This window comes from Sphaerotilus sulfidivorans (genome assembly GCF_013426975.1).
GTDB classification, from domain to species: domain Bacteria; phylum Pseudomonadota; class Gammaproteobacteria; order Burkholderiales; family Burkholderiaceae_C; genus Sphaerotilus; species Sphaerotilus sulfidivorans.
Window position 1 is genome coordinate 44,372 of the sequence record NZ_JACCPY010000018.1, and the last position, 19,612, is coordinate 63,983.

Consider the following 19,612-nt stretch of genomic DNA (forward strand, 5'->3'; position numbering starts at 1 on the left):
GCCGGGCGGTCTGCGCACGACATGGCCAAGCGCCTGCTCGACCTGCTGCTGGCCGGCTGCGGCCTGATCGTGCTCTCGCCGGTGCTGCTGGCGATCGCGCTGGCGATCCGGCTGGACTCGCCCGGGCCGGTCTTCTTCCGCCAGGTGCGGGTCGGCCGCCACGGGCGCGAGTTCCGCATCCACAAGTTCCGCACGATGACGCACGCGCCGCAGGACCGCGGCCCGCAGCTCACCGTGGGCCAGGATGCGCGCATCACCCGCGTCGGCGCGCTGCTGCGCCGCACCAAGCTCGACGAGCTGGCGCAGCTGATCGATGTGCTCGAGGGCACGATGAGCCTGGTCGGCCCGCGGCCCGAGGTGCCGCGCTATGTGGCGCTCTATCCGGCCGGGCTGCGCGAGAAGGTGCTGTCGGTGCGCCCCGGCATCACCGACTTCGCCTCGATCGAGTACCGCGACGAGAGCACGCTGCTGGCACGCAGCACCGACCCGGAGCGCACCTACCGCGAGGTGGTCCTGCCGGCCAAGCTGGCATTGCAGGCACGCTACGTCGACGAGGCGGGCGTGCTGACCGACCTGAGGCTGATCCTGCGCACGCTGCGCGCGATCCTCGAACGATGAGCTGGCACACCCTCGACACCCTGCTGACCCGCATCCGGCCGCACCGCGAGCCGCTGGCCCTGGCCATCGACGCCGCGGTCATCGCCGCATGCTGGAACATCACCTACCTGTTCCGCCTCGGCTTCGAGCGCGGGTGGAGCGCGCGGCCCTCCTACGACGGCTGGGTGCTGGCCGGGCTGCTGACGCTGTACGTGGCGGTGTTCGCGGCGCTGAAGGTGCCCAAGGGCATGTGGCGCTTCTCCGGCTTCGGCGAGGTGCAGCGGCTGACCTTCGCCTGCGCGATCGCCGGGCTGCTCGGCGCGGTGGGCGTGCTGATGGCGCAGCTGGTGCAGGTGCCGCGCGCGGTGCTGGCGCTGCATCCGGTCGTCAGCCTGATGGGGCTGGCGATGGTGCGCATCGGCTACCGCATGCTCTACGAGCACATGCGCGGGCGCCTGTCCGGCTCGATGCACGAGACGCGCCGCGCCCTCGTGCTGGGCGCCGGCGACGCCGCCAAGCTGCTGATCGCCGGCATCCAGCACCACGGCTGGGTGGTGGTCGGCCTGCTCGACGACAACCCGCGCAAGCTGGGCGCACGCATCGGCGGCGTGCCGGTGCTGGGCGAGCTGGCGAGCGCGCCGCGCTGGGCCGAGGTGCACGGCATCACCCACCTGATCGTGGCGATGCCTTCGGCCTCGGCGGCGCAGCGCCGCCGCGCGCTCGATCTGGCCGCCGCGACCGGCCTGCCGGTGGTGACGGTGCCCACCGCCGCCGAGCTGCGCGAGGGCCAGGCCGTGGCGCAGGTGCGCGACATCGAGCCCGACGACCTGCTCGGCCGCGCGCCGGTGCAGCTCGACGAGGGCGGCATCAGCGAATGCCTGTCGGGCAAGGTGGTGCTGATCACCGGCGCGGGCGGCTCGATCGGCTCGGAGCTGTGCCGGCAGGTGGCGCGCTACGGGCCGCTCAAGCTGGTGCTCTACGAGCTGAGCGAGTTCGCGCTCTACCGCATCGAGCAGGAGCTGGGCGAGCACTTCCCGCACATCCCGCTGGTGCGGCTGGTCGGCGACGTGCGCGACCCCGAGCACCTGGGCGCCACCTTCGCGCGCCTGCGCCCGCAGGTGGTCTTCCACGCCGCGGCCTACAAGCACGTGCCGCTGATGGAGGAGGACAACGCCTTCTCCGCGCTGCGCAACAACACGCTGGGCACCTGGCGCGCGGCCAGCGCGGCGGCGGCCGCCGGCGTCGAGCGCTTCGTGCTGATCTCGACCGACAAGGCGGTCAACCCGACCAACGTGATGGGCGCGACCAAGCGCGCCGCCGAGATGGTGATCTCGCGGCTGGCCGCGCAGATGGCCGCCGGCGGCGGGCGCACGCGCTTCATGGCGGTGCGCTTCGGCAACGTGCTGGGCTCGTCGGGCAGCGTGATCCCGAAGTTCAAGGAGCAGATCGCCCGCGGCGGCCCGGTCACGGTGACGCACCCGGACATCACCCGCTTCTTCATGACGATTCCCGAGGCGGCGCGGCTGGTGGTGCAGGCCGGCGCCATCGGCGAGGGCGGCCAGGTCTTCGTGCTCGACATGGGCGAGCCGGTGAAGATCGTCGATCTGGCGCGCGACCTGATCCGCCTGAGCGGTCACACGCTGGCCGAGATCCCGATCGCCTTCAGCGGCCTGCGCCCGGGCGAGAAGCTGTTCGAGGAGCTGCTGGCCGACGCCGACGCGACGCTGCCCACCCGCTTCGATCGGCTGCGCATCGCGCGGCTGGATGCCTCGGCCACCTCGCTCGACGAGGTGCAGACCCTGCTCGACTGGGCGGCCGCCCGCTCGAGCGCGCCCGACGACGAGGTGCGCGAGCGCCTGGCACGGCTGGTGCCCGAGTACCGCCCGGCGCGGATCAGGTCGGCAGACTGAGCGGCGCGGCGCTCGAACTCAGGCGCATGCGCTCGCGCAGCAGGCCGGACTCGAGCGGCCGGCCCAGCAGATAGCCCTGCAGTCGCTCGCAGCCGCACAGCCGCAGCGCCTCGCGCTGCGCGGGCGTTTCCACGCCTTCGGCCAGCGTGGCCATGCCGGTGGCCTGACCGAGCTGCACGATCAGCCGCACGATCGCCTCGGCCTGCTGCGCCCGGGGTCCGGCCTCGCCCAGCGCCGCCACGAAGCTGCGATCGATCTTGAGCAGATCGACCGGCAGCTCGGCCAGCTGCGCCAGCGAGGAATAGCCCGTGCCGAAGTCGTCGAGCGCGATCGACACGCCCAGCAGACGCAGCGCGTGCAGCTGCTCGCGTGCGCGGCGGGCATCCTGCATCAGCACCGTCTCGGTCACCTCGAGCTCGAGGCGCTCGGCGGGCAGGCCGGCGCCGGCCAGCGCCGAACGCACGCTGTCGATCAGCCCATCGCCGCGCAGCTGCAGCGCCGAGAGGTTGACCGCCAGCCGCAGCGGCTCGGGCCAGCCGGCGGCCTCCTGGCAGGCCCGGTGCAGCACCCATTCGCCCAGCGGGACGATCAGGCCATGCTCCTCGGCCAGCGGCACGAACTCGGCCGGCGAGATCCAGCCCCGTACCGGATGGCGCCAGCGCAGCAGGGCCTCGGCCCCGCTGAGCCGGCCGTCGGCCAGATCGAACTGCGGCTGGTAATGCAGCATCAGCCGGCCGGCCTCGGCCTGCTCGCCGGTGGGTGCATGCAGCAGCAGGCCCAGATCGCGGACCAGGCCGCGGCGGCGCATCAGCTCGGCCCGCATCGGCGCGTCGAAGGTGCGCGCGACATCGCGACCGGCCGCCTTGGCGGCATACAGCGCCAGATCGGCATCCTGGAACAGGCGATCGGCATCGGGATGAAGCACATCCCAGGAGGCCACGCCCAGACTGGCACGCACATCGACGGCGGCCTGCTCGTCCTGCCAGACCGGGCGCAGCGCCTGCAGCAGGGCCTGCGCCATCGCCTCGCGCTCGGCCACCGGGTGGGGGCGGTCGATCAGCAAGGCGAACTCGTCGCCGCCCAGCCGGGCCAGCACATGCGCGGCCGGATCGCCGAAGCACGCCACGCAGGCTGACAGTCGGCCCGCGACCTCGCGCAGCAGGCGATCGCCGACCGCATGGCCCAGGGTGTCGTTGACCTCCTTGAAGTTGTCGAGATCGAGCAGGCAGAGCGTCAGCATCGGCGATGGCGGCAGTGCTGACGCCTCGGCCGGACGGCCGGCCACCGCCACATGGCAGCGCGCCACCGCCTCGGCGCAGCGGCGCTGCATCACATGGCGATTGGCCAGGCCGGTCAGCACATCGGTGTGGGCCAGACGCTGCAGCTCGCGCGACTGCTCGCGCAGCAGCGTGACATCGCGCACCACGCCGCGCCAGCTGACGATGCGCGCCTCGGCATCGAGCAGCGGCACGCCGCTGACCGTCCAGTGCTGCCAGGCGGTCTGCAGCAGCTGGCGCGAGGGCAGACGCAGCGCCAGCGCCCGGAAGGGTTCGGGCTCCGACAGATGCCGGGCCAGCTGATCGCTGCCCTCGGCATCGCGCAGCAGCTCGATCAGGACACGGCCGATCAGCAGATGGGCATCGCTCACGCCCAGCGCCTGCGCCATGCGCGAGGAGATGCGTCTCAGCCGGCCGCGGGCATCGGTCTCCCAGAGCCAGTCATCGGCGTGATGCTCGAAGTCGCGCAGCAGCAGGTCGAGCGCATGGCGCTCGCGCCGGGCGGTGGCCTCGGCCTGCAGCCGGTGGCGCACGCTGCGCCCGATCGCGTTCAGCGACACCATCACCAGCACAGCCATCAGCAGCGTCAGCGGCACCGAGACATCGCGCACCAGGCCGTCGATCTGCAATACGCCCAACAGCACGCCGGCCGAGGTCACCAGCGTCCAGCCCATGCCGCCCCAGCGCAGCGGCGCCCCGGCCATCGCGCCGATCGGGATCGCGGCGCAGGCGATCATGCCCAGCAGATAGCGCCGCTCCGCATCGACCTGCGGATAGATGAAGACCGAGATGCCGGCAAACATCAGCCCGGTCAGCATGCTGTGGCCGATCAGGCGCCAGCGCACCGCCGGCTGCGCCAGCCGAGCCAGCGGCCAGCCCAGGCTGCGCAGCACATCGAGCAGCTGCAGCAGCCCGGCCGCCGCCAGGCCGACCGGCCACAGCAGCATCCAGCGCTGCGCCCCGCTCATCACCGGATGCACCAGCCACAGCACCAGCAGCCCGATGCCGATCGAGCTGCCGGCCGCCATCACCGCCATGCGCAGCACCGCCTGCATCAGCCGCCCCTGCTCGAGCCCCAGCCCGTCGGCGTCAGCCCAGCCGGACCGGTCGCCGATCAGCGTGGAGCGGGATTCGGCAGCAGGCATGGAGCAGGTGAGCAGCGAATGAAAAATGACAAATGACAGGAGACAAAACAGGAACGGAGCCGGGCAAGGCGGCGCGGATTATCGCGATTCCGGCACGGAAACGACCGAGGACCACTCCCCGGTCGGTCGCGTCGCGGCCACACGGCGTGTGGCTTCCTTCACATCCAGTGCCGCAGCGAACAGATAGCCCTGCACCTGGTCGCAGCCATGACGGCGCAGCACCTCCAGCTGTGCCGGGGTCTCGACGCCCTCGGCCAGCGTCTTCATGCCCAGCGCCTGGCCGAGCTGCACGATGGTGCGCAGGATCTGGTCGGCCTGCGGCCCGCCCCCGTCCAGCGCGACGACAAAGCTGCGGTCGATCTTCAGCGTCGTGATCGGATAGGTGCGCAGCGACGACAGCGAGGAATGCCCGGTGCCGAAGTCGTCCAGCCCGAGCCGGATGCCCAGCGTGCGCAGCGCCTGCATCCGGGTGCGCGCGCTGGCCGGATCGGCCAGCACCGCGGTCTCGGTGATCTCCAGCTCCAGGCGCCGCGGCGCCAGCCCGGTCTCGGCCAGCACCTCGGAAACGGTGCGCACCAGATGACGTCCGGCGAACTGCACGCCCGACACATTCACCGCGATCTTGGTGTCGCCGCCCCAGCGGGCCGCGTCATGGCAGGCCTGGCGCAGCACCCACTCGCCCAGCGCGACCACCAGCCCGGTCTCCTCGGCCACCGGCACGAAATCCGCCGGCGAGATCCAGCCGCGCTGCGGATGGCGCCAGCGCAGCAGCGCCTCGAAGCCGGTCAGCCGGCCGTCGGCGACATCATGCTGAGGCTGGTAATGCACGCTCAGCCAGCCGCAGGACGGCTCGGGCTGGCGCTCGCCGCCGCGTGCGAGCCGGCGCCGCGCCGCCTCCAGGGCCTGACCCAGCTCCTGGATGACCAGATGCCGGCCGGCCATGCGCTCGCCCATCGCCGCATCGAAGAGCCGCACCATGTCGCGCCCGGCCGCCTTGGCCTCGTACAGCGCGATGTCGGCCTGCTGCAGCAGCCGTGCCGCGCGGGTGCCCGGCCCGTCCCAGGCCGCGGCGCCCAGGCTGGCGCGGATCTCCACCCACAGCGTCTCGTGCTGCCAGGGCTCGCGCAGCGCCGCCAGCAGCGCCAGCGCCAGATCCTCGCGCTCGACCGTCAGCATCGGCCGCTCGACCAGCAGCGCGAACTCGTCGCCGCCCAGCCGGGCCAGCACTCCCTCGGGCCCCAGCACATCCAGACCGCGCTCCTCGAGCACCGCACGCAGCCGCCGCGCCACCTCCTGCAGCAGCAGATCGCCCACCAGATGGCCGAAGTGATCGTTGACCGTCTTGAAGTTGTCCAGATCCAGCAGCAGCAGCGACAGCGGGCTGTCATCGTCCGCACCGGGCACCGGCGGCGCCCGGCGGGCCAGCGCCTGCACCGCGGCCTCGGCGCGCTGCTGCAGCACATGGCGGTTGGCCAGACCGGTCAGGGTGTCGGTGCGCGCCAGCCGCTCGAGCTCGCCGGACTGCTGGCGCAGCAGCGTCACATCGCGCACGATGCCGCGCCAGCCGGTCTGCAGCCCGAGCGCGTCGAGCACCGGCACGCCGCTGATCGACCACCAGCTCGGCGGGCGGCCGGGCCGGCTCACCGCCACCTCGATGCCGCGAAAGGGCTGGCCCGACTGCAGCGCCGCCATCAGCGCCATCAGCTCGGCCGGCATGCGGGCATCGATGCGGCCGCGAAAGCCCTGGCGCATCGCCAGCGAGGCGCCGCCCTCGCCGCTGCGCAGCACCTGCACCAGATCCTGCCCGACCAGCACCTGCGGCGCCTTCAGGCCCAGCTCGGCGGCCATGCGTGGCGCCACCTGCCACAGCCGGCCGGCCCGGTCGCCGCTCCAGGTCCAGGCGTCGGACTGGGTCTCGAAGTCGCGCAGCAGCATCGAGATGGTGTGCTCGCCGCGGGCCGCCTCGCTCTGGGCCTGCAGCCGCGCCAGCAGCGTGCGCGACACCCCGCGCACAGAGACGCTGACCAGCAGCCCGATCAGCACCAGCAGCGCGAAGGCCACCGAGAACACCGGCGTGCCCACCACCAGCAGCGCCAGCAGCGCGCCCACACCGAGCGTGCCGGCCCACAGCGCCGAGAGCACCGGCAGCGCCGCCAGCTCGATGGCGCCGGCGCACAGCGCCCCGCCCAGCATCACGCCGACCAGGAACTGGCCCTCGCGGGCCATTTCGGGAAAGGCCTGCACCGCCAGCATCGCCAGCAGCAGACTGAACAGGCTCACCGGCCAGCCCAGGCGCAGCAGCGCCAGCGTCGAGCGCAGCGCCTCGTCGTCACGGCGATCGAGGCGGCGCATGTCCAGATGCCAGACCAGCGCCAGCAGCGTCTGCAGCGCCGCCCAGGGCAGGATCAGCGCCGGTCCGAGCGCCTCGGCGCACAGCCAGGCCGCCACCGCCGTCAGCAGCAGCAGCGAGGCCGTCATCCGGGGCACGATCTGCAGCACCCCGCGCACCTGCTGCGCGCGCCAGGGCGCCTGCGGCAGTTCGTCAGGCCGGGAGCGGCTCATTTTCGGTTCGACAGCTTCGACAGGTTCGACATTCATCGGACGAAAATTCTCGAGCTCCGCGCGCGAGCCACCCAGGTCGGAATGCTCGGGCAGCGTCACGCACCGATCCCGGCCCTCCAGACGCGGGGGCCACGGAACCGGATCGATGATCGCCGGGAAAAGTAACGCTTTTCCGCCTCGGCCGCCCTGATTCCGGCTGAAATCGCCCGCACCGCACGCCGATGACCCCGGGACATCACGTCCGGATGGCGAGAGGCGCCAAGACCATGAAGAACACCGAGAACGTCGAGCGTGCGGCGGACATCGTCCGCGACGCACTGAACCTCATGCGCAAGCACAGCGTGCCGATGCATCCGGTCAACTACGCGGTCTGGCATGCCTACGCCAGCGGCGAGAACCTCGATCTGCGCAACGCGATCGACCGCTACATGCTGCAGCACCTGCATCTCGACGATGCGGTGACCGAGGCGCTCTACCGCCGGCATGTGATCGGCAGCAGCGCCGATCCGGCCCTGCTGCAGCGCATGAGCGAGCGCATGAGCAGCGCGCTGGGCCAGGCGGCCGAATCCGCCGCCCGCGCCGGCGACCAGACCGCCGCCTACGGCAGCTCGCTGTCACGCTTCCAGGACGGTCTGGCCGGCCAGGCGCTGCCGGGCCTGGAAGAGATTCTCGCCACCACCCGCCAGATGCAGGCGGCCATCCAGGCCCTGCAGCGCCAGCTCGGCGACAGCCGCCAGGAGATCGGCCAGCTGCGCGACGAACTCGAGCGGGTGCGCCAGGAGAACCTGACCGACACGCTGACCGGCCTGCCCAACCGCCGCGCCTTCGAGCAGCGCCTGGCCGCCTGCATGACGCTGGCCGCCAGCGCCGGCATGAACAGCCACGCGCCCTGCCTGCTGATGCTCGACATCGACCACTTCAAGCGGGTCAACGACAGCTACGGCCACGGCACCGGCGACCAGGTGCTGTGCACGGTCGCCGCGGCGCTGCAGGCCGGCACGCCGGACAACGCGCTGGCCGCACGCATCGGCGGCGAGGAATTCGTGATGCTGCTGCCGGCCATGCAGCTGCAGAGCGCCCGGCTGGTGGCCGAGCAGCTGCGCCAGAAGGTCGCCACGCTGCGCACCCCGGCGCGCAGCAAGACCGGCGCCGAGCTGCAGGTGCAGGTCACCATCTCGATCGGACTGACCTCGCTGCAGCGCGGCGAGACCGGCCGCCAGTTCATCGAGCGCGCCGACCAGGCGCTCTACCAGTCCAAGCACGGCGGCCGCGACCGCATCACCGTGCGGATGGGCTGAGCAGCGGCCGCAGGAAGCGCCCGGTGTGGCTGCCCGCGCACGCGGCGATGTCCTCGGGCGTGCCGGCCGCCAGCAGCGTGCCGCCGCCCGAGCCGCCCTCCGGGCCCATGTCGAGCAGCCAGTCGGCGGTCTTGATGACGTCCAGGTTGTGCTCGATCACCACCACCGTGTTGCCGGCCTCGCAGAGCTGGTGCAGCACCCGCAGCAGCAGCTCGATGTCGGCGAAGTGCAGACCGGTGGTCGGCTCGTCGAGGATGTAGAGCGTGCGGCCGGTGTCGCGCTTGGACAGCTCCAGCGCCAGCTTCACCCGCTGCGCCTCGCCGCCTGACAGCGTGGTCGCCGACTGGCCCAGGCGGATGTAGCCCAGGCCGACGTCCATCAGCGTCTGCAGCTTGCGCGCGATCGAGGGCACCGCCGAGAAGAACTCGCGCGCATCCTCCACCGTCAGCTCCAGCACCTCGGTGATGTTCCTGCCCTTGTAGAGCACCTCCAGCGTCTCGCGGTTGTAGCGCTTGCCCAGGCAGGTCTCGCAGGGCACGTAGACATCGGGCAGGAAGTGCATCTCCACCTTGATGACGCCGTCGCCCTGGCAGGCCTCGCAGCGCCCGCCCGCGACGTTGAAGCTGAAGCGCCCGGCGCCGTAGCCGCGCTCGCGTGCGGTCGGCACCTCGGCAAAGAGTTCGCGGATCGGGGTGAAGAGGCCGGTGTAGGTCGCCGGATTGGAGCGCGGCGTGCGCCCGATCGGGCTCTGGTCGACGTTGATGACCTTGTCGAAGTGGCCCAGGCCCTCGATCTCGTCATGCGCCTCGGGCTCCTGGTGGCTCTGGTAGAGCTGGCGCGAGACGGCGGCGTAGAGGGTGTCGTTGATCAGCGTGCTCTTGCCCGAGCCGGACACGCCGGTCACGCAGGTCATCAGCCCGACCGGGATCTCGGCGGTCACGCCCTTGAGGTTGTTGCCGCGGGCGTTGCGGATGCGCAGCACGCGCGGCGCGCCGTCCTCGTCCTTCAGGAAGGGCCGGCGCTGCCGGGGCACCTCGATGCGCAGCACCTGCGCCAGATAGCGGCCGGTGGGCGAGTCCGGCGAGGCGGCGACCTGCTCCGGCGTGCCCTGCGCCATCACCTGCCCGCCGTGCACGCCGGCGCCCGGCCCCATGTCGACCACATGGTCGGCGGCGCGGATCATGTCCTCGTCATGCTCGACCACCAGCACCGAGTTGCCCAGGTCGCGCAGGTGCTTCAGCGTGCCGATCAGGCGCTCGTTGTCGCGCTGGTGCAGGCCGATGGACGGCTCGTCGAGCACGTACATCACGCCCGTGAGCCCTGAGCCGATCTGGCTGGCCAGGCGGATGCGCTGCGCCTCGCCGCCGGAGAGCGTGTCGGCGCTGCGGTCCAGGCTCAGGTAGTTCAGGCCGACATCGTTGAGGAAGCGCAGCCGCGCGCGGATCTCGCGCACCACCTTGTCGGCGATCTCGGCCTTGGCGCCCTGCAGCCGCAGCGCGTCGAAATAGCGCTGGCACTCGGCCAGCGTCGCATGCTCGACCTGGTAGATGGCCCGCGCGGGCTGGCCGTCGGCATCGACCAGCAGCACATGGCGCGCCTCGCGCCGCAGCCGCGAGCCGCCGCAGTCCGGGCAGGACTTGTTCGACATGAAGCGCGCCAGCTCCTCGCGCACCGCCGACGAGTCGGTCTCGCGGTAGCGGCGCTGCAGATTGGGCAGGATGCCCTCGAAGGGATGCGCGCGCCTGACGCTGCGCTTCTTGCCGCCCGCGCCCTCGGCGGCGTAGGTGAAGCTGATCTCCTCGTCGCCGGAGCCATGCAGCACCACCTGGCGATGCTCGGGCGCCAGATCCTCGAAGGCGTCCTCCAGGTCGAAGCCATAGTGGGCCGCGACGCTCTCCAGCATCGAGAAGGTGTAGGCGTTGCGGCGGTCCCAGCCCTTGATCGCGCCGCTGGCCAGGCTGAGCGACGGGAAGGCCACCACCCGCTCGGGGTCGAACACATCGACATGGCCCAGGCCGCCGCAGCTCGGGCAGGCGCCCACCGGCGAGTTGAACGAGAACAGCCGCGGCTCCAGCTCGGCCAGCGAGTAGCTGCAGACCGGGCAGGCGAACCTGGCCGAGAACAGATGCTCGGCGCCGGTGTCCATCTCCAGCGCCAGCGCGCGGCCGTCGGCGATGCGCAGCGCCGCCTCGAAGCTCTCGGCCAGGCGCTGCTGGGCGTCGGGGCGCACCTTCAGGCGGTCGAGCACCACGTCGATGTCGTGCTTCTCGGTCTTCTTCAGCGCCAGCGCCGGCACGTCGGCCGCCTCGACGATGCGCCCGTCGATGCGGAATCGCACATAGCCCTGCGCCTGCATCGACTCGAACAGCTCGACGAACTCGCCCTTGCGGTCGCGCACCACCGGCGCGAGCACCATCAGCTTCGTCTCCTCGGGCAGCGCCAGCACCGCGTCGACCATCTGGCTGACGCTCTGCGCCTGCAGCGGCAGGCCGTGGTCCGGGCAGTGCGGCGTGCCGGCGCGGGCGAAGAGCAGGCGCAGGTAGTCGTGGATCTCGGTGATCGTGCCCACCGTCGAGCGCGGGTTGTGGCTGGTGGCCTTCTGCTCGATCGAGATCGCCGGCGACAGGCCCTCGATCACGTCGACATCGGGCTTGTCCATCAGCTGCAGGAACTGGCGCGCGTAGGCCGAGAGGCTCTCGACATAGCGGCGCTGCCCTTCCGCGTAGAGCGTGTCGAAGGCCAGGCTGGACTTGCCCGAGCCCGACAGCCCGGTGATGACGACCAGCGCGTTCTTCGGCAGATCGAGGTCGATGTTCTTCAGGTTGTGGGTGCGGGCGCCCCGCACCGAGATCAGCGACGACAGGCGCGCAGGCGGGAACGGGGGAACAAGCGGATCAGCGGACGACATGGGGCGACAGGCGGCGAGCGGCGGCAGGAAGGCAACCGGCCATCATAGCGACAGCCCTGCCCCTGCCGACCCTGGGGACGCTGACCGCAGGCCCGGGAACGCGAGATACTCCGAGCGGTACAACCTGACCCCGGAAAGAACACAGCCACCATGGGACAGCCCCTTCCGATTGCCGTGACGAGCACGCAGGCCTCCGGCACGTACCGCCCGCAGGCGGAAGTCTGCGCCTCCTGCAGCGTGCGCCAGTTCGCGCTGTTCGGCGCGCTCGACGAGGCGGCGCTGGCGCAGATCCACTACCGCATCGCCGACATCCGCCTGGAGCCGGGGCAGACACTGTATTCGGCGCAGGACAGCGGCAGCGCGGTCTTCACCGTGCGCCGCGGCGTGCTGCGCATGGAGCGCAGCAGCGAATCGGGCGAGCGGCGCATCCTGCGCCTGGCCGGACGCACCGACCTGATCGGGCTGGAATCCATCCTGCACCAGACCTACGCGGCCGACGCGGTGGCCTGCACCGAGGTCGAGGTCTGCCGCATCCCGCGGGTGCTGATCGACGAGCTGTCGGTGGCGCACCCCGGCCTGACGCGCGACCTGATGAAGCGCTGGCAGCGCGCGCTCGACGACGCCGACGAATGGCTGACCGAGCTGGCCCGCGGCCCGGCGCGCCACCGCATGCTGCGGCTGCTGCTCAAGCTCAGCGAATACGGCGAGGACGACGGCCGGCTGTGGCTGCCCACCCGCCAGGAAATGGGCGCGATGCTCGACATGACCTTCGAGACCGCCAGCCGGCTGGTGTCGGCGCTGCGCCGCGAGGGCGTGCTGAGATCCGTCGATGGCCGCCAGGCCCGGCTGGACATGGACGCGCTGATGGTGGCGCTGAGGGAAGACGGGGAGCGTTGAGCCCCCGAGGGCAGGCGCAATGGCCCGCCAGGCCACGGTCTGCCCTTAACGCACACCCACGATCGCCGTCCCGACCGTGCGCGAGGCATCGGTGACGGCCACCAGAAGCTGGGTCTGGCCTGTGCCCACTGGATAGGCCACCGCGATGCCTGCTGCCGCCTGCCCGGGCAGCGCGCAGGGCGCAGGTCCGAAGGTCAGCGAGACATTGAAGACGTTCTTGCCCGAGGGTCGGGGAAGCACGGTGCCGGCGAAATTGCAGCCCAGGCTGGACGACGCGGTGAAGGCACCGGTCGACGCGGCGATGCTGAGGGTCACGGATTCACCGGTGAGCCCTGTCGTGATCCAGGTTCCAGCCACGGTCGACAGAGAAGCCGCGCTGTCGTAGCTGTACAGGGAACCCGCGATCGGCCCCCCCGAGAATCCGACCGAACCCGAAGCGAAGCGCACGGTCCCGGCGATGGTCTTCGCGGAAGCGTTGTAGGAGGCGTTGGTGGTGCCGGAAACAGCCGGAATGAATCCGAAATCCTTGGTGCTGGCCGCCGTGAAGGTGCCGTTGCTGGAGGTACCGGCCCCCTGAAGGAAGCCGGTCACGCCAAAGGTGCTGGCACTTGGAATGCCATACAGGGCCCAGAACTCGCCGTTCTCCAGCACCAGAAGCTGGAACGCGTTGCTGCTGCTGCCCGTCAGCGTGCCGCCATAGACACCCTCGGCGGTGGCGCCAGAGCCAGACGTTGCCGCCTCATCGTCGCCACCACCACCACAGGCCGCGAGCGCTGCGGTGAAAGCCAGTGCGACGGCCATGCGGGCCCGCCGGGACGGGGTGCGCGGATCTTTCATCATGATTCCTCCTGTATGGATGCATTCTGGTCCGGCAGGCTGCGGTGGAGCGGACCCGCTGCCGCGGCAGCCCTTCAATCACGCCATCAAGCCTGCAAAGCAGCAGCTTATCCAGCGATCATTCTTCCGCCCCGGCAGCAATTCACACCACTGCACAGGTTCGGGTAGATCCTCGCCTTCGCGAGGATGACGGGATGGGGCTGGGTACGCGAAGGCAGGAACCAGGAATCAGATCCGCAGCCCCTTCCACGCCAGCCACGACAGCGCGACCAGCTGCACCACCACCGTCAGGTGAAAGGCGGCGCGGAAGGACGGCTTGACCGACTTGTGGCGCAGCAGGTGATGCGCGGCGATCGCGCCGGGCCAGCCGCCGATCAGGCCGAAGGTCAGCAGGGTCGATTCCGGGGTTCGCCAGCGCCCGGCCTGCGCGGCGGACTTGTCGGCGGCGTAGAGCGCGAAGCACAGCAGGCTGGTCGCGGCATGCCAGGCCCAGATCCAGCCGGGCAGGCGGTGCGTGGCGGTGGCGACGATCAGCACCAGCAGCAGTGCTGCGATCGACAGACCGGCCACCCGCAGTGACGGACCGCCGCGCTGCGGCCGCTCGGACCGGGAGGCTGAGGCGCGTTGCGGCCGGGCCGCTCTGGCCTCGTCGGCATTGCGGCGGCGCTGCTCGACGGCGCCGGCCGGCAGCGCGTCCATCGTCGGCCAGCCGTGCAGCGGCAGCACGCCTGCGGCCTGCGCGCGGCCGTCACGGCCGCGTTCGGTCTCGAAGCTGACCTCCACGCCCGGCGCCGGACGCTGCGTCTGGCGCAGCTGGCAGGCGCTGGCGTGCACGAAGAGGTCCGGCCCACCGTCATGCGGCCGGATGAAGCCGAAGCCCTTGCCATCGTCCCAGCGCTGGATGACACCCTGTCGTCGCATGCTCTTCCTCCTGATTGCGATCAATTTTCCAGATCCGGGAGGATAGCGAAGAGGCGGGCCTCGCCCTGCCCCGGCTCAGCGCGGCGTCACCGGCGGCTCGACATACTTCTCGACCACCGCACCATCGACGGTGTAGCCGCTGACGCCCATGTCGGTGTCGCGGCGCTCGGTGCGCAGGGTGCCGGTGATCCAGACCGTGTCCATGCTGCGCAGGCCCTTGGCGGGAATGGCGGCCTTGACATGCACGATCTGGTTGGCCGGCGGCGGCGGCGAATGGATGCAGGCGCCGAAATACGGCACCAGCAGGAACTCCTTCCACTCGCCGGCCTGGCCTTCCAGAGGCACCAGATAGCCGGGCAGGCGCACCTTCTGGCCGTTGAGTTCGGGGCGGGTGGGTGCGGCGTCCCAGATCTCGCGCACCTCGCGCAGCAGCGCGTCGGCCTTGGGATCGCCGTCCTGGATGCGCGACAGGTCGCCGCGGTTGCGCAGCCTGGCGGCCGGATCCCAGCCCGCCGGGACCATCTCCTCCCACTTGAGCTGGCGCACCGGAGCCGCCTTGGCGGACTTGGCTGCGGCGGCCGGCTTCGGCTCGGTGGCGCGGGCCGGCGGCGTGCCCAGCAGCACGGCGCCCGCGACCAGCGCCAGCGCCAGCCGCGCGGCCTTCATCGTCGTTCTCGTTGTCGTTCTTGTCGATCGCATCACAGCAGTTCTCCTGTCGATTCCTGGAGTGTCGGCGGGGACGGGCCTCGCCCGCTCTAGGCGCGCGGCGACAGCCCGTCGGCCAGCGACAGCCGGTAGGCCCGCCAGCCCGGCACCAGACTGGCCAGCCAGCCGCCCAGCAGCAGCGCGCCCATCAGGCGCATCTCGTCGGGCCCCGGCCAGCGCGCGTGCAGCACCAGCCCCCAGCGGGCCTGGACGAGGTCGCCCAGCAGCGCGATCGCGCCGGCCGAGGCCAGCGCGCCCAGCAGCACGCCGCACAGCGTGACCAGCGCGCCCTCCACCGCCAGCAGCGCCAGCACCTGACGCGGGCCGGCGCCGACCGAGCGCAGGATCGCCAGCTCGCGCCGGCGCGCGTCCAGACCGGCCAGGATCACCGCGACCAGCCCGGCCAGGCTGACCACCGCCACCAGCACGCTGACCGCCTGCAGCGCACGCTCGCCCGCGCCCAGCACCTCCCACAGCTCGTCGAGCGCCACGCCGGGCAGCACCGCCATCAGCGGCTCGTCGCCGTAGCCGCGCACCCAGCGCTGCACCGAGAACACCGCCGCGCGGCTCTTCAGCCCGACCAGCACCGCGGTCACCGTGCGCGGCGTCAGGTCCTGCGCGGCGGCGGCCTCGGCCGACATCTTCGCGCCAGGCATCGGCGCGCCGGCGATCCAGTCGATGTGGATGGCCTCGATGCCGGAGAGCGGGATGTGCACCGATCGGTCCACCGGCGTGCCGGTGCGCGCCAGGATGCCGACCACGGTGAAGGGCTTGTCGGCATGGTCGTTGGCGGCGAAGGCGCCGTCGCCGTGGCTCAGCACCAGGCGCTGGCCCAGGCGATAGCCCAGCCGCTCGGCGACCTCGGCGCCGATCACCGCCTCGAAGACATGGCCCGCGCCGTCGCCGAAGGCCCGCCCGGCCGCCAGCACCAGCGACTGGCGCTCGCCATAGCGGAAGTGCGTGAAATAGGCCGGCGTCGTGCCGACGACTGCAAAGCCCCGGTGGCTGTCGCCCAGCGCGATCGGCACCGTCCAGGCCACCTGGCGCTGCGCGGCCAGCGCCTGCACGCTGTCCCAGCCGATGTTGTTGGTCGCGCTGCCGACCCGGAAGACCGCGTAGAGCATCAGCTGGACCGCGCCGGTGCGCGGGCCGACGATCAGGTCGGTGCCGGAGACCGCCTGGGCGAAGTTCTGCCGCACATCCTGCCTCAGGCGCTCGATGCCCAGCAGCAGGAAGGTCGACAGCGCGATCGACAGCACGATCAGCGCCAGCACGAAGCGCCGGCTCCAGGCGCTGCGCGCGGCCAGTCCGAGCAGCGCGCTCATCGCAGGCCCCCGGCGGCTGCGGCGCGGTTCAGCGCCGGCAGGTCGATCTGGCGCGCGAAATGCCCGGCCAGCCGCGCGTCATGGCTGACCAGCACCAGCGCGCTGCCGGCCTCGCGGCAGCTCGACAGCAGCGCGTCGACGAAGCGGTCGCGGGTGCCTTCGTCCAGCGCCGAGGTCGGCTCGTCGGCGATCACCAGTTCGGGCCGCCCGGCCAGCGCGCGCGCGCAGGCCACACGCTGCTGCTGGCCGACCGAGAGCTGCGCGGCCGGGCGCTTCCACAGCGAGGCGTCCAGCCCGAGCCGTGCCAGCCACTGCGCGGGCTCGTCGGCGCCGGCGCAGCGCGCGCGCCGCCGCGCCGAGAAGCGCAGCGGCAGCCGCACGTTGTCGATCACCGAGAGATAGGGCAGCAGGTTGAACTGCTGGAAGATGTAGCCGACATGGTCGGCGCGCAGCCGGTCGCGCCGCGCCGCGGACTGCGTGCGCCAGTCCTGGCCGAGCAGCGCGACAGTGCCGGCGTCGGCCACCAGCACGCCGGCCATCAGCGACAGCAGCGTGCTCTTGCCGCAGCCGCTGGGGCCGCGCAGGAAGACCGCCTCGCCGGCGGCCAGATCGAAGGCAGGCACATCGAGCGTGTCGACCGCCGCGCCGGGCCAGCGGTGGCGCAGGTCGCGCAGCGACAGCAGCGGGCTCATCGGCCCCAGCGCAGCACCCGCGCCGGACGCTTGAGCACCGACTTGAACTGCCCCGCCGGCGTGACGATTTCCGCCTCGACCCGGGCGATGCGGCGATGGCGGTCCAGCAGGCCGCCCAGGTCGATCGAGGTCAGCGCCTGCGGCAGGGCGCAGCGCAGCACGAAGGTCGCGTCCAGATCGGCATGCTCGCCCTTGGCCGCGCCGCCGGCCTGCAGCACCGGCGCATCGACGGTGGCCGACACCGGCTGGCACTGCGCCGCCGCATCGGGCGCGAACAGGCCCTGGCCGGCGCGCAGATGCTCGAGCATCGCCTGCGCGGCCTTCTTCTCGGCCTCGGTGCGCGGCGCGCGCTCGAAGCCGAGCAGGCTGTCGAGCGGCGCCTCCAGGCCGATCGTCAGTTCCTGGCCCTCCAGCGCGATCTCCAGTGCGATGCGCCCATGCTCATGCGCGCCATGCCCGGCCTGCGCATGGGAATGGGAGTGGGAATGCGCGTGCGCACCGGCAGCGACGGCAGCCGCCGGCAGCAGCGTGGCCAGGCCCAGCATCAGGGCGGACAGGACAGAGGAGCGCAGGTTCATGGGGCAGAAGCTTCCGTGATGGAGATGAAGACGGGATGAGGACTCAGGACGGCAGCGGTGCGGCACAGGCCACCCGGTCGCGGCCCTCGCGCTTGGCGCGGTGCAGCGCCTCGTCGGCACGCGACAGCAGCTGCGGCAGCGAGGCGCAGTCCGGCGCCAGCACCGCCACGCCGATGCTGACCCGCGCCGACACCACCGCACCGTCGGGCAGCACGATGCGCTGCTCCGGCAGCGCGCGGCGCAGCCGCTCGGCCACCGTCAGCGCGCCATCCAGGCCGGTGCCCGGCAGCATCAGCGCGAACTCCTCGCCGCCGTGGCGGCCGCAGAGATCGTGCTGGCGCAGCGGCCGGTGACACTGCTCGGCCACCACCTGCAGCACCCGGTCGCCGGCCGCCTGGCCGTGGGCCGCGTTGATCTGCGCCAGCCGGTCGATGTCGACCAGCAGCAGCGCCAGCGGCGTGCCATGGCGCAGCGCCAGCCCGACTTCGCGCTCGGCGCGGTCGAAGAAGTGGCGCCGGTTCAGCACCCGGGTCAGATCGTCCTGCGGACTGAGATCGAGCAGACGCACCCGCTGGTGATCCAGCAGCGCCAGCAGGTCGAACAGCAGCAGGGCCAGCGGCGGCAGCAGCAGCGCCGGCACCAGCAGCAGCGCGGCCAGCACCTGCAGCGGCGGTACAGGCCAGCCGAGCAGCGGCCCGGCCGCCAGCGCCAGCACGGCGGCCGGCGGCAGGCAGAGCAACAGCCCGGCCAGCACCAGCGCCAGACAGGCGCGGCGACGGCTGTGCGCCAGCAGGTGATGGCGCAGGCGACGGATCAGGGGGGATTCGGCAGACATGGCAGGACGCCCGGAGGCGCGGACAGCACGCGATGCCGCCGATATCGTCGCCCGGCACGGACGCCTGAACCATGTCGGGATTCATCGACCGCATGTCTGCCTGATCCTGCGCAGTACCCGGCCCGGGCGAGCTCAGCGCGACGCCGCCGCCGGCCCGCGCAGGCCTGCCAGCAGCGTCGCGGCGTTGTGCGACATCATCTTCAGATAGCTGTCGGCCACGCCACCGGGCGCCGACAGCGCATCCGAATGCAGCGTGCCGCCCACCACCGCGCCGGTCTCGCGCGCGATGCGCTGCACCATCCGGGCATCGGAGACGTTCTCGACGAAGACCGCGCGGATCTGCTGGCGCCGGATCTGGCGGATCAGCCGGGCGATGTCGGCGGCCGAGGGCTCGCTGTCGGTGTTCCAGCTCTGCGCAGCCAGGAACTCGAGCCCGTAGGCAGCAGCAAAATAGCCGAAGGCGTCATGCGAGCTGACCACCCGGCGCTGCTGCGGCGCCAGCGTGGCGAAGTCGGCGCGAATGCGCCGGTCCAGCGCCGCCAGTTCGGCATCGTAGGCCGCGGCGCGGCGGCGCAGCAGCTCGGCCTGGGCCGGCCGCGCCGTCACCAGCGCATCGCGGATGCGCGCCACATAGTGGCGGGCGTTGGCGATGTCCTGCCAGGCATGCGGATCGGGCGCACCACCGCCGCTCTGGGCAGAACCCTGTCCATGGCTGTGGCCATGTGCGTGACCGGCATGATCCTGTCCGGCCTCGACCGGCGCGGCGCGGGGCTTGAGGCCGTCGCTGCAGGTCAGCACCGGCCCGCGGTAGCCGGCCGAGCCGATCAGCCGGGTCATCCAGCCCTCGAAGCCCAGGCCGTTGACGATGACCAGATCGGCCTGGGCCAGACGGCGCACATCCGCCGGCGAGGGCTGGAAGACATGCGCGTCGGCATCCGGCCCGACCAGCGCCGAGACCTCGGCCACCGGACCGGCGACCTGCGCGGCCAGATCGGCCAGGATGGAGAAGCTCGCCACCACCCGCAGCGGCCGGTCGGCGGCGGCGGCCGGCCGGAGCGCGCTGCCGAGCAGCGCCGCCATCGCCCCCAGCGAGGCGCGGCGAGTCAGGTCAGAAGAATCAAGCAT

15 protein-coding genes are annotated in these 19,612 nt (G+C 71.9%); 4 read left to right on the plus strand and 11 right to left on the minus strand.

Annotated elements, in window-relative coordinates:
• Positions 1-21: 21 nt before the first annotated feature.
• Positions 22-618: a sugar transferase gene (locus HZU84_RS12100; RefSeq protein WP_149502261.1), complete on the plus strand. Its 597-nt coding sequence runs from the start codon at positions 22-24 to the stop codon at positions 616-618.
• Positions 615-2,507 carry a polysaccharide biosynthesis protein gene (locus HZU84_RS12105; RefSeq protein ID WP_149502259.1) on the plus strand — a complete coding sequence of 631 codons (1,893 nt, stop codon included), beginning with the start codon at positions 615-617 and terminating at the stop codon, positions 2,505-2,507. Before HZU84_RS12100 ends, HZU84_RS12105 begins: the two co-directional genes overlap by 4 nt.
• Here the strand turns inward: HZU84_RS12105 and HZU84_RS12110 are convergent.
• Together HZU84_RS12110 and HZU84_RS12115 are read right to left on the minus strand one after the other, a co-directional pair.
• Positions 2,491-4,929, minus strand: a complete 2,439-nt coding sequence (locus tag HZU84_RS12110) for a putative bifunctional diguanylate cyclase/phosphodiesterase (protein WP_149502257.1) — start codon at positions 4,927-4,929, stop codon at positions 2,491-2,493. The two genes, HZU84_RS12105 and HZU84_RS12110, sit on opposite strands and share 17 nt — an antisense overlap.
• 78 nt (positions 4,930-5,007) lie before the next feature.
• A complete protein-coding gene (locus HZU84_RS12115) occupies positions 5,008-7,491 on the minus strand; it encodes a putative bifunctional diguanylate cyclase/phosphodiesterase (protein ID WP_149502256.1) in 2,484 nt (827 codons plus the stop codon).
• A gap of 266 nt (positions 7,492-7,757) precedes the next feature.
• Here HZU84_RS12115 and HZU84_RS12120 point away from each other — a divergent pair, with 266 nt between their 5' ends.
• Positions 7,758-8,789: a GGDEF domain-containing protein gene (locus HZU84_RS12120; RefSeq protein WP_180692934.1), complete on the plus strand. Its 1,032-nt coding sequence runs from the start codon at positions 7,758-7,760 to the stop codon at positions 8,787-8,789.
• Here the strand turns inward: HZU84_RS12120 and uvrA are convergent.
• Positions 8,770-11,697, minus strand: a complete 2,928-nt coding sequence (gene uvrA / locus HZU84_RS12125; RefSeq protein ID WP_149502253.1) for an excinuclease ABC subunit UvrA — start codon at positions 11,695-11,697, stop codon at positions 8,770-8,772. The genes HZU84_RS12120 and uvrA overlap by 20 nt on opposite strands.
• Positions 11,698-11,847: 150 nt before the next feature.
• Here uvrA and HZU84_RS12130 point away from each other — a divergent pair, with 150 nt between their 5' ends.
• Positions 11,848-12,594 carry a Crp/Fnr family transcriptional regulator gene (locus HZU84_RS12130; RefSeq protein WP_149502251.1) on the plus strand — a complete coding sequence of 249 codons (747 nt, stop codon included), beginning with the start codon at positions 11,848-11,850 and terminating at the stop codon, positions 12,592-12,594.
• 45 nt (positions 12,595-12,639) lie between these two features.
• On the opposite strand, the gene HZU84_RS12135 is transcribed toward HZU84_RS12130, so the two are convergent.
• The 8 genes from HZU84_RS12135 to HZU84_RS12170 all read right to left on the minus strand — a co-directional run bounded on the left by HZU84_RS12135 (position 12,640) and on the right by HZU84_RS12170 (position 19,612).
• Positions 12,640-13,431, minus strand: a complete 792-nt coding sequence (locus HZU84_RS12135; RefSeq protein ID WP_149502249.1) for a hypothetical protein — start codon at positions 13,429-13,431, stop codon at positions 12,640-12,642.
• Positions 13,432-13,659: 228 nt separating this feature from the next.
• Positions 13,660-14,352 carry a DUF1294 domain-containing protein gene (locus HZU84_RS12140; RefSeq protein ID WP_149502247.1) on the minus strand — a complete coding sequence of 231 codons (693 nt, stop codon included), beginning with the start codon at positions 14,350-14,352 and terminating at the stop codon, positions 13,660-13,662.
• A 75-nt stretch (positions 14,353-14,427) separates the two neighbouring features.
• A complete protein-coding gene (locus HZU84_RS12145; protein WP_244954385.1) occupies positions 14,428-15,018 on the minus strand; it encodes a DUF3299 domain-containing protein in 591 nt (196 codons plus the stop codon).
• 89 nt (positions 15,019-15,107) lie between these two features.
• Entirely contained in the window at positions 15,108-16,382 is a 1,275-nt protein-coding gene (locus tag HZU84_RS12150; protein WP_149502243.1) for an ABC transporter permease, read from the minus strand.
• A complete protein-coding gene (locus HZU84_RS12155; protein WP_149502241.1) occupies positions 16,379-17,074 on the minus strand; it encodes an ABC transporter ATP-binding protein in 696 nt (231 codons plus the stop codon). Before HZU84_RS12155 ends, HZU84_RS12150 begins: the two co-directional genes overlap by 4 nt.
• Positions 17,071-17,652 carry a ZrgA family zinc uptake protein gene (locus HZU84_RS12160; RefSeq protein WP_149502240.1) on the minus strand — a complete coding sequence of 194 codons (582 nt, stop codon included), beginning with the start codon at positions 17,650-17,652 and terminating at the stop codon, positions 17,071-17,073. Before HZU84_RS12160 ends, HZU84_RS12155 begins: the two co-directional genes overlap by 4 nt.
• A gap of 43 nt (positions 17,653-17,695) precedes the next feature.
• Positions 17,696-18,487: a GGDEF domain-containing protein gene (locus HZU84_RS12165; protein ID WP_149502238.1), complete on the minus strand. Its 792-nt coding sequence runs from the start codon at positions 18,485-18,487 to the stop codon at positions 17,696-17,698.
• A gap of 132 nt (positions 18,488-18,619) precedes the next feature.
• A complete protein-coding gene (locus HZU84_RS12170) occupies positions 18,620-19,612 on the minus strand; it encodes a metal ABC transporter solute-binding protein, Zn/Mn family (protein ID WP_149502236.1) in 993 nt (330 codons plus the stop codon).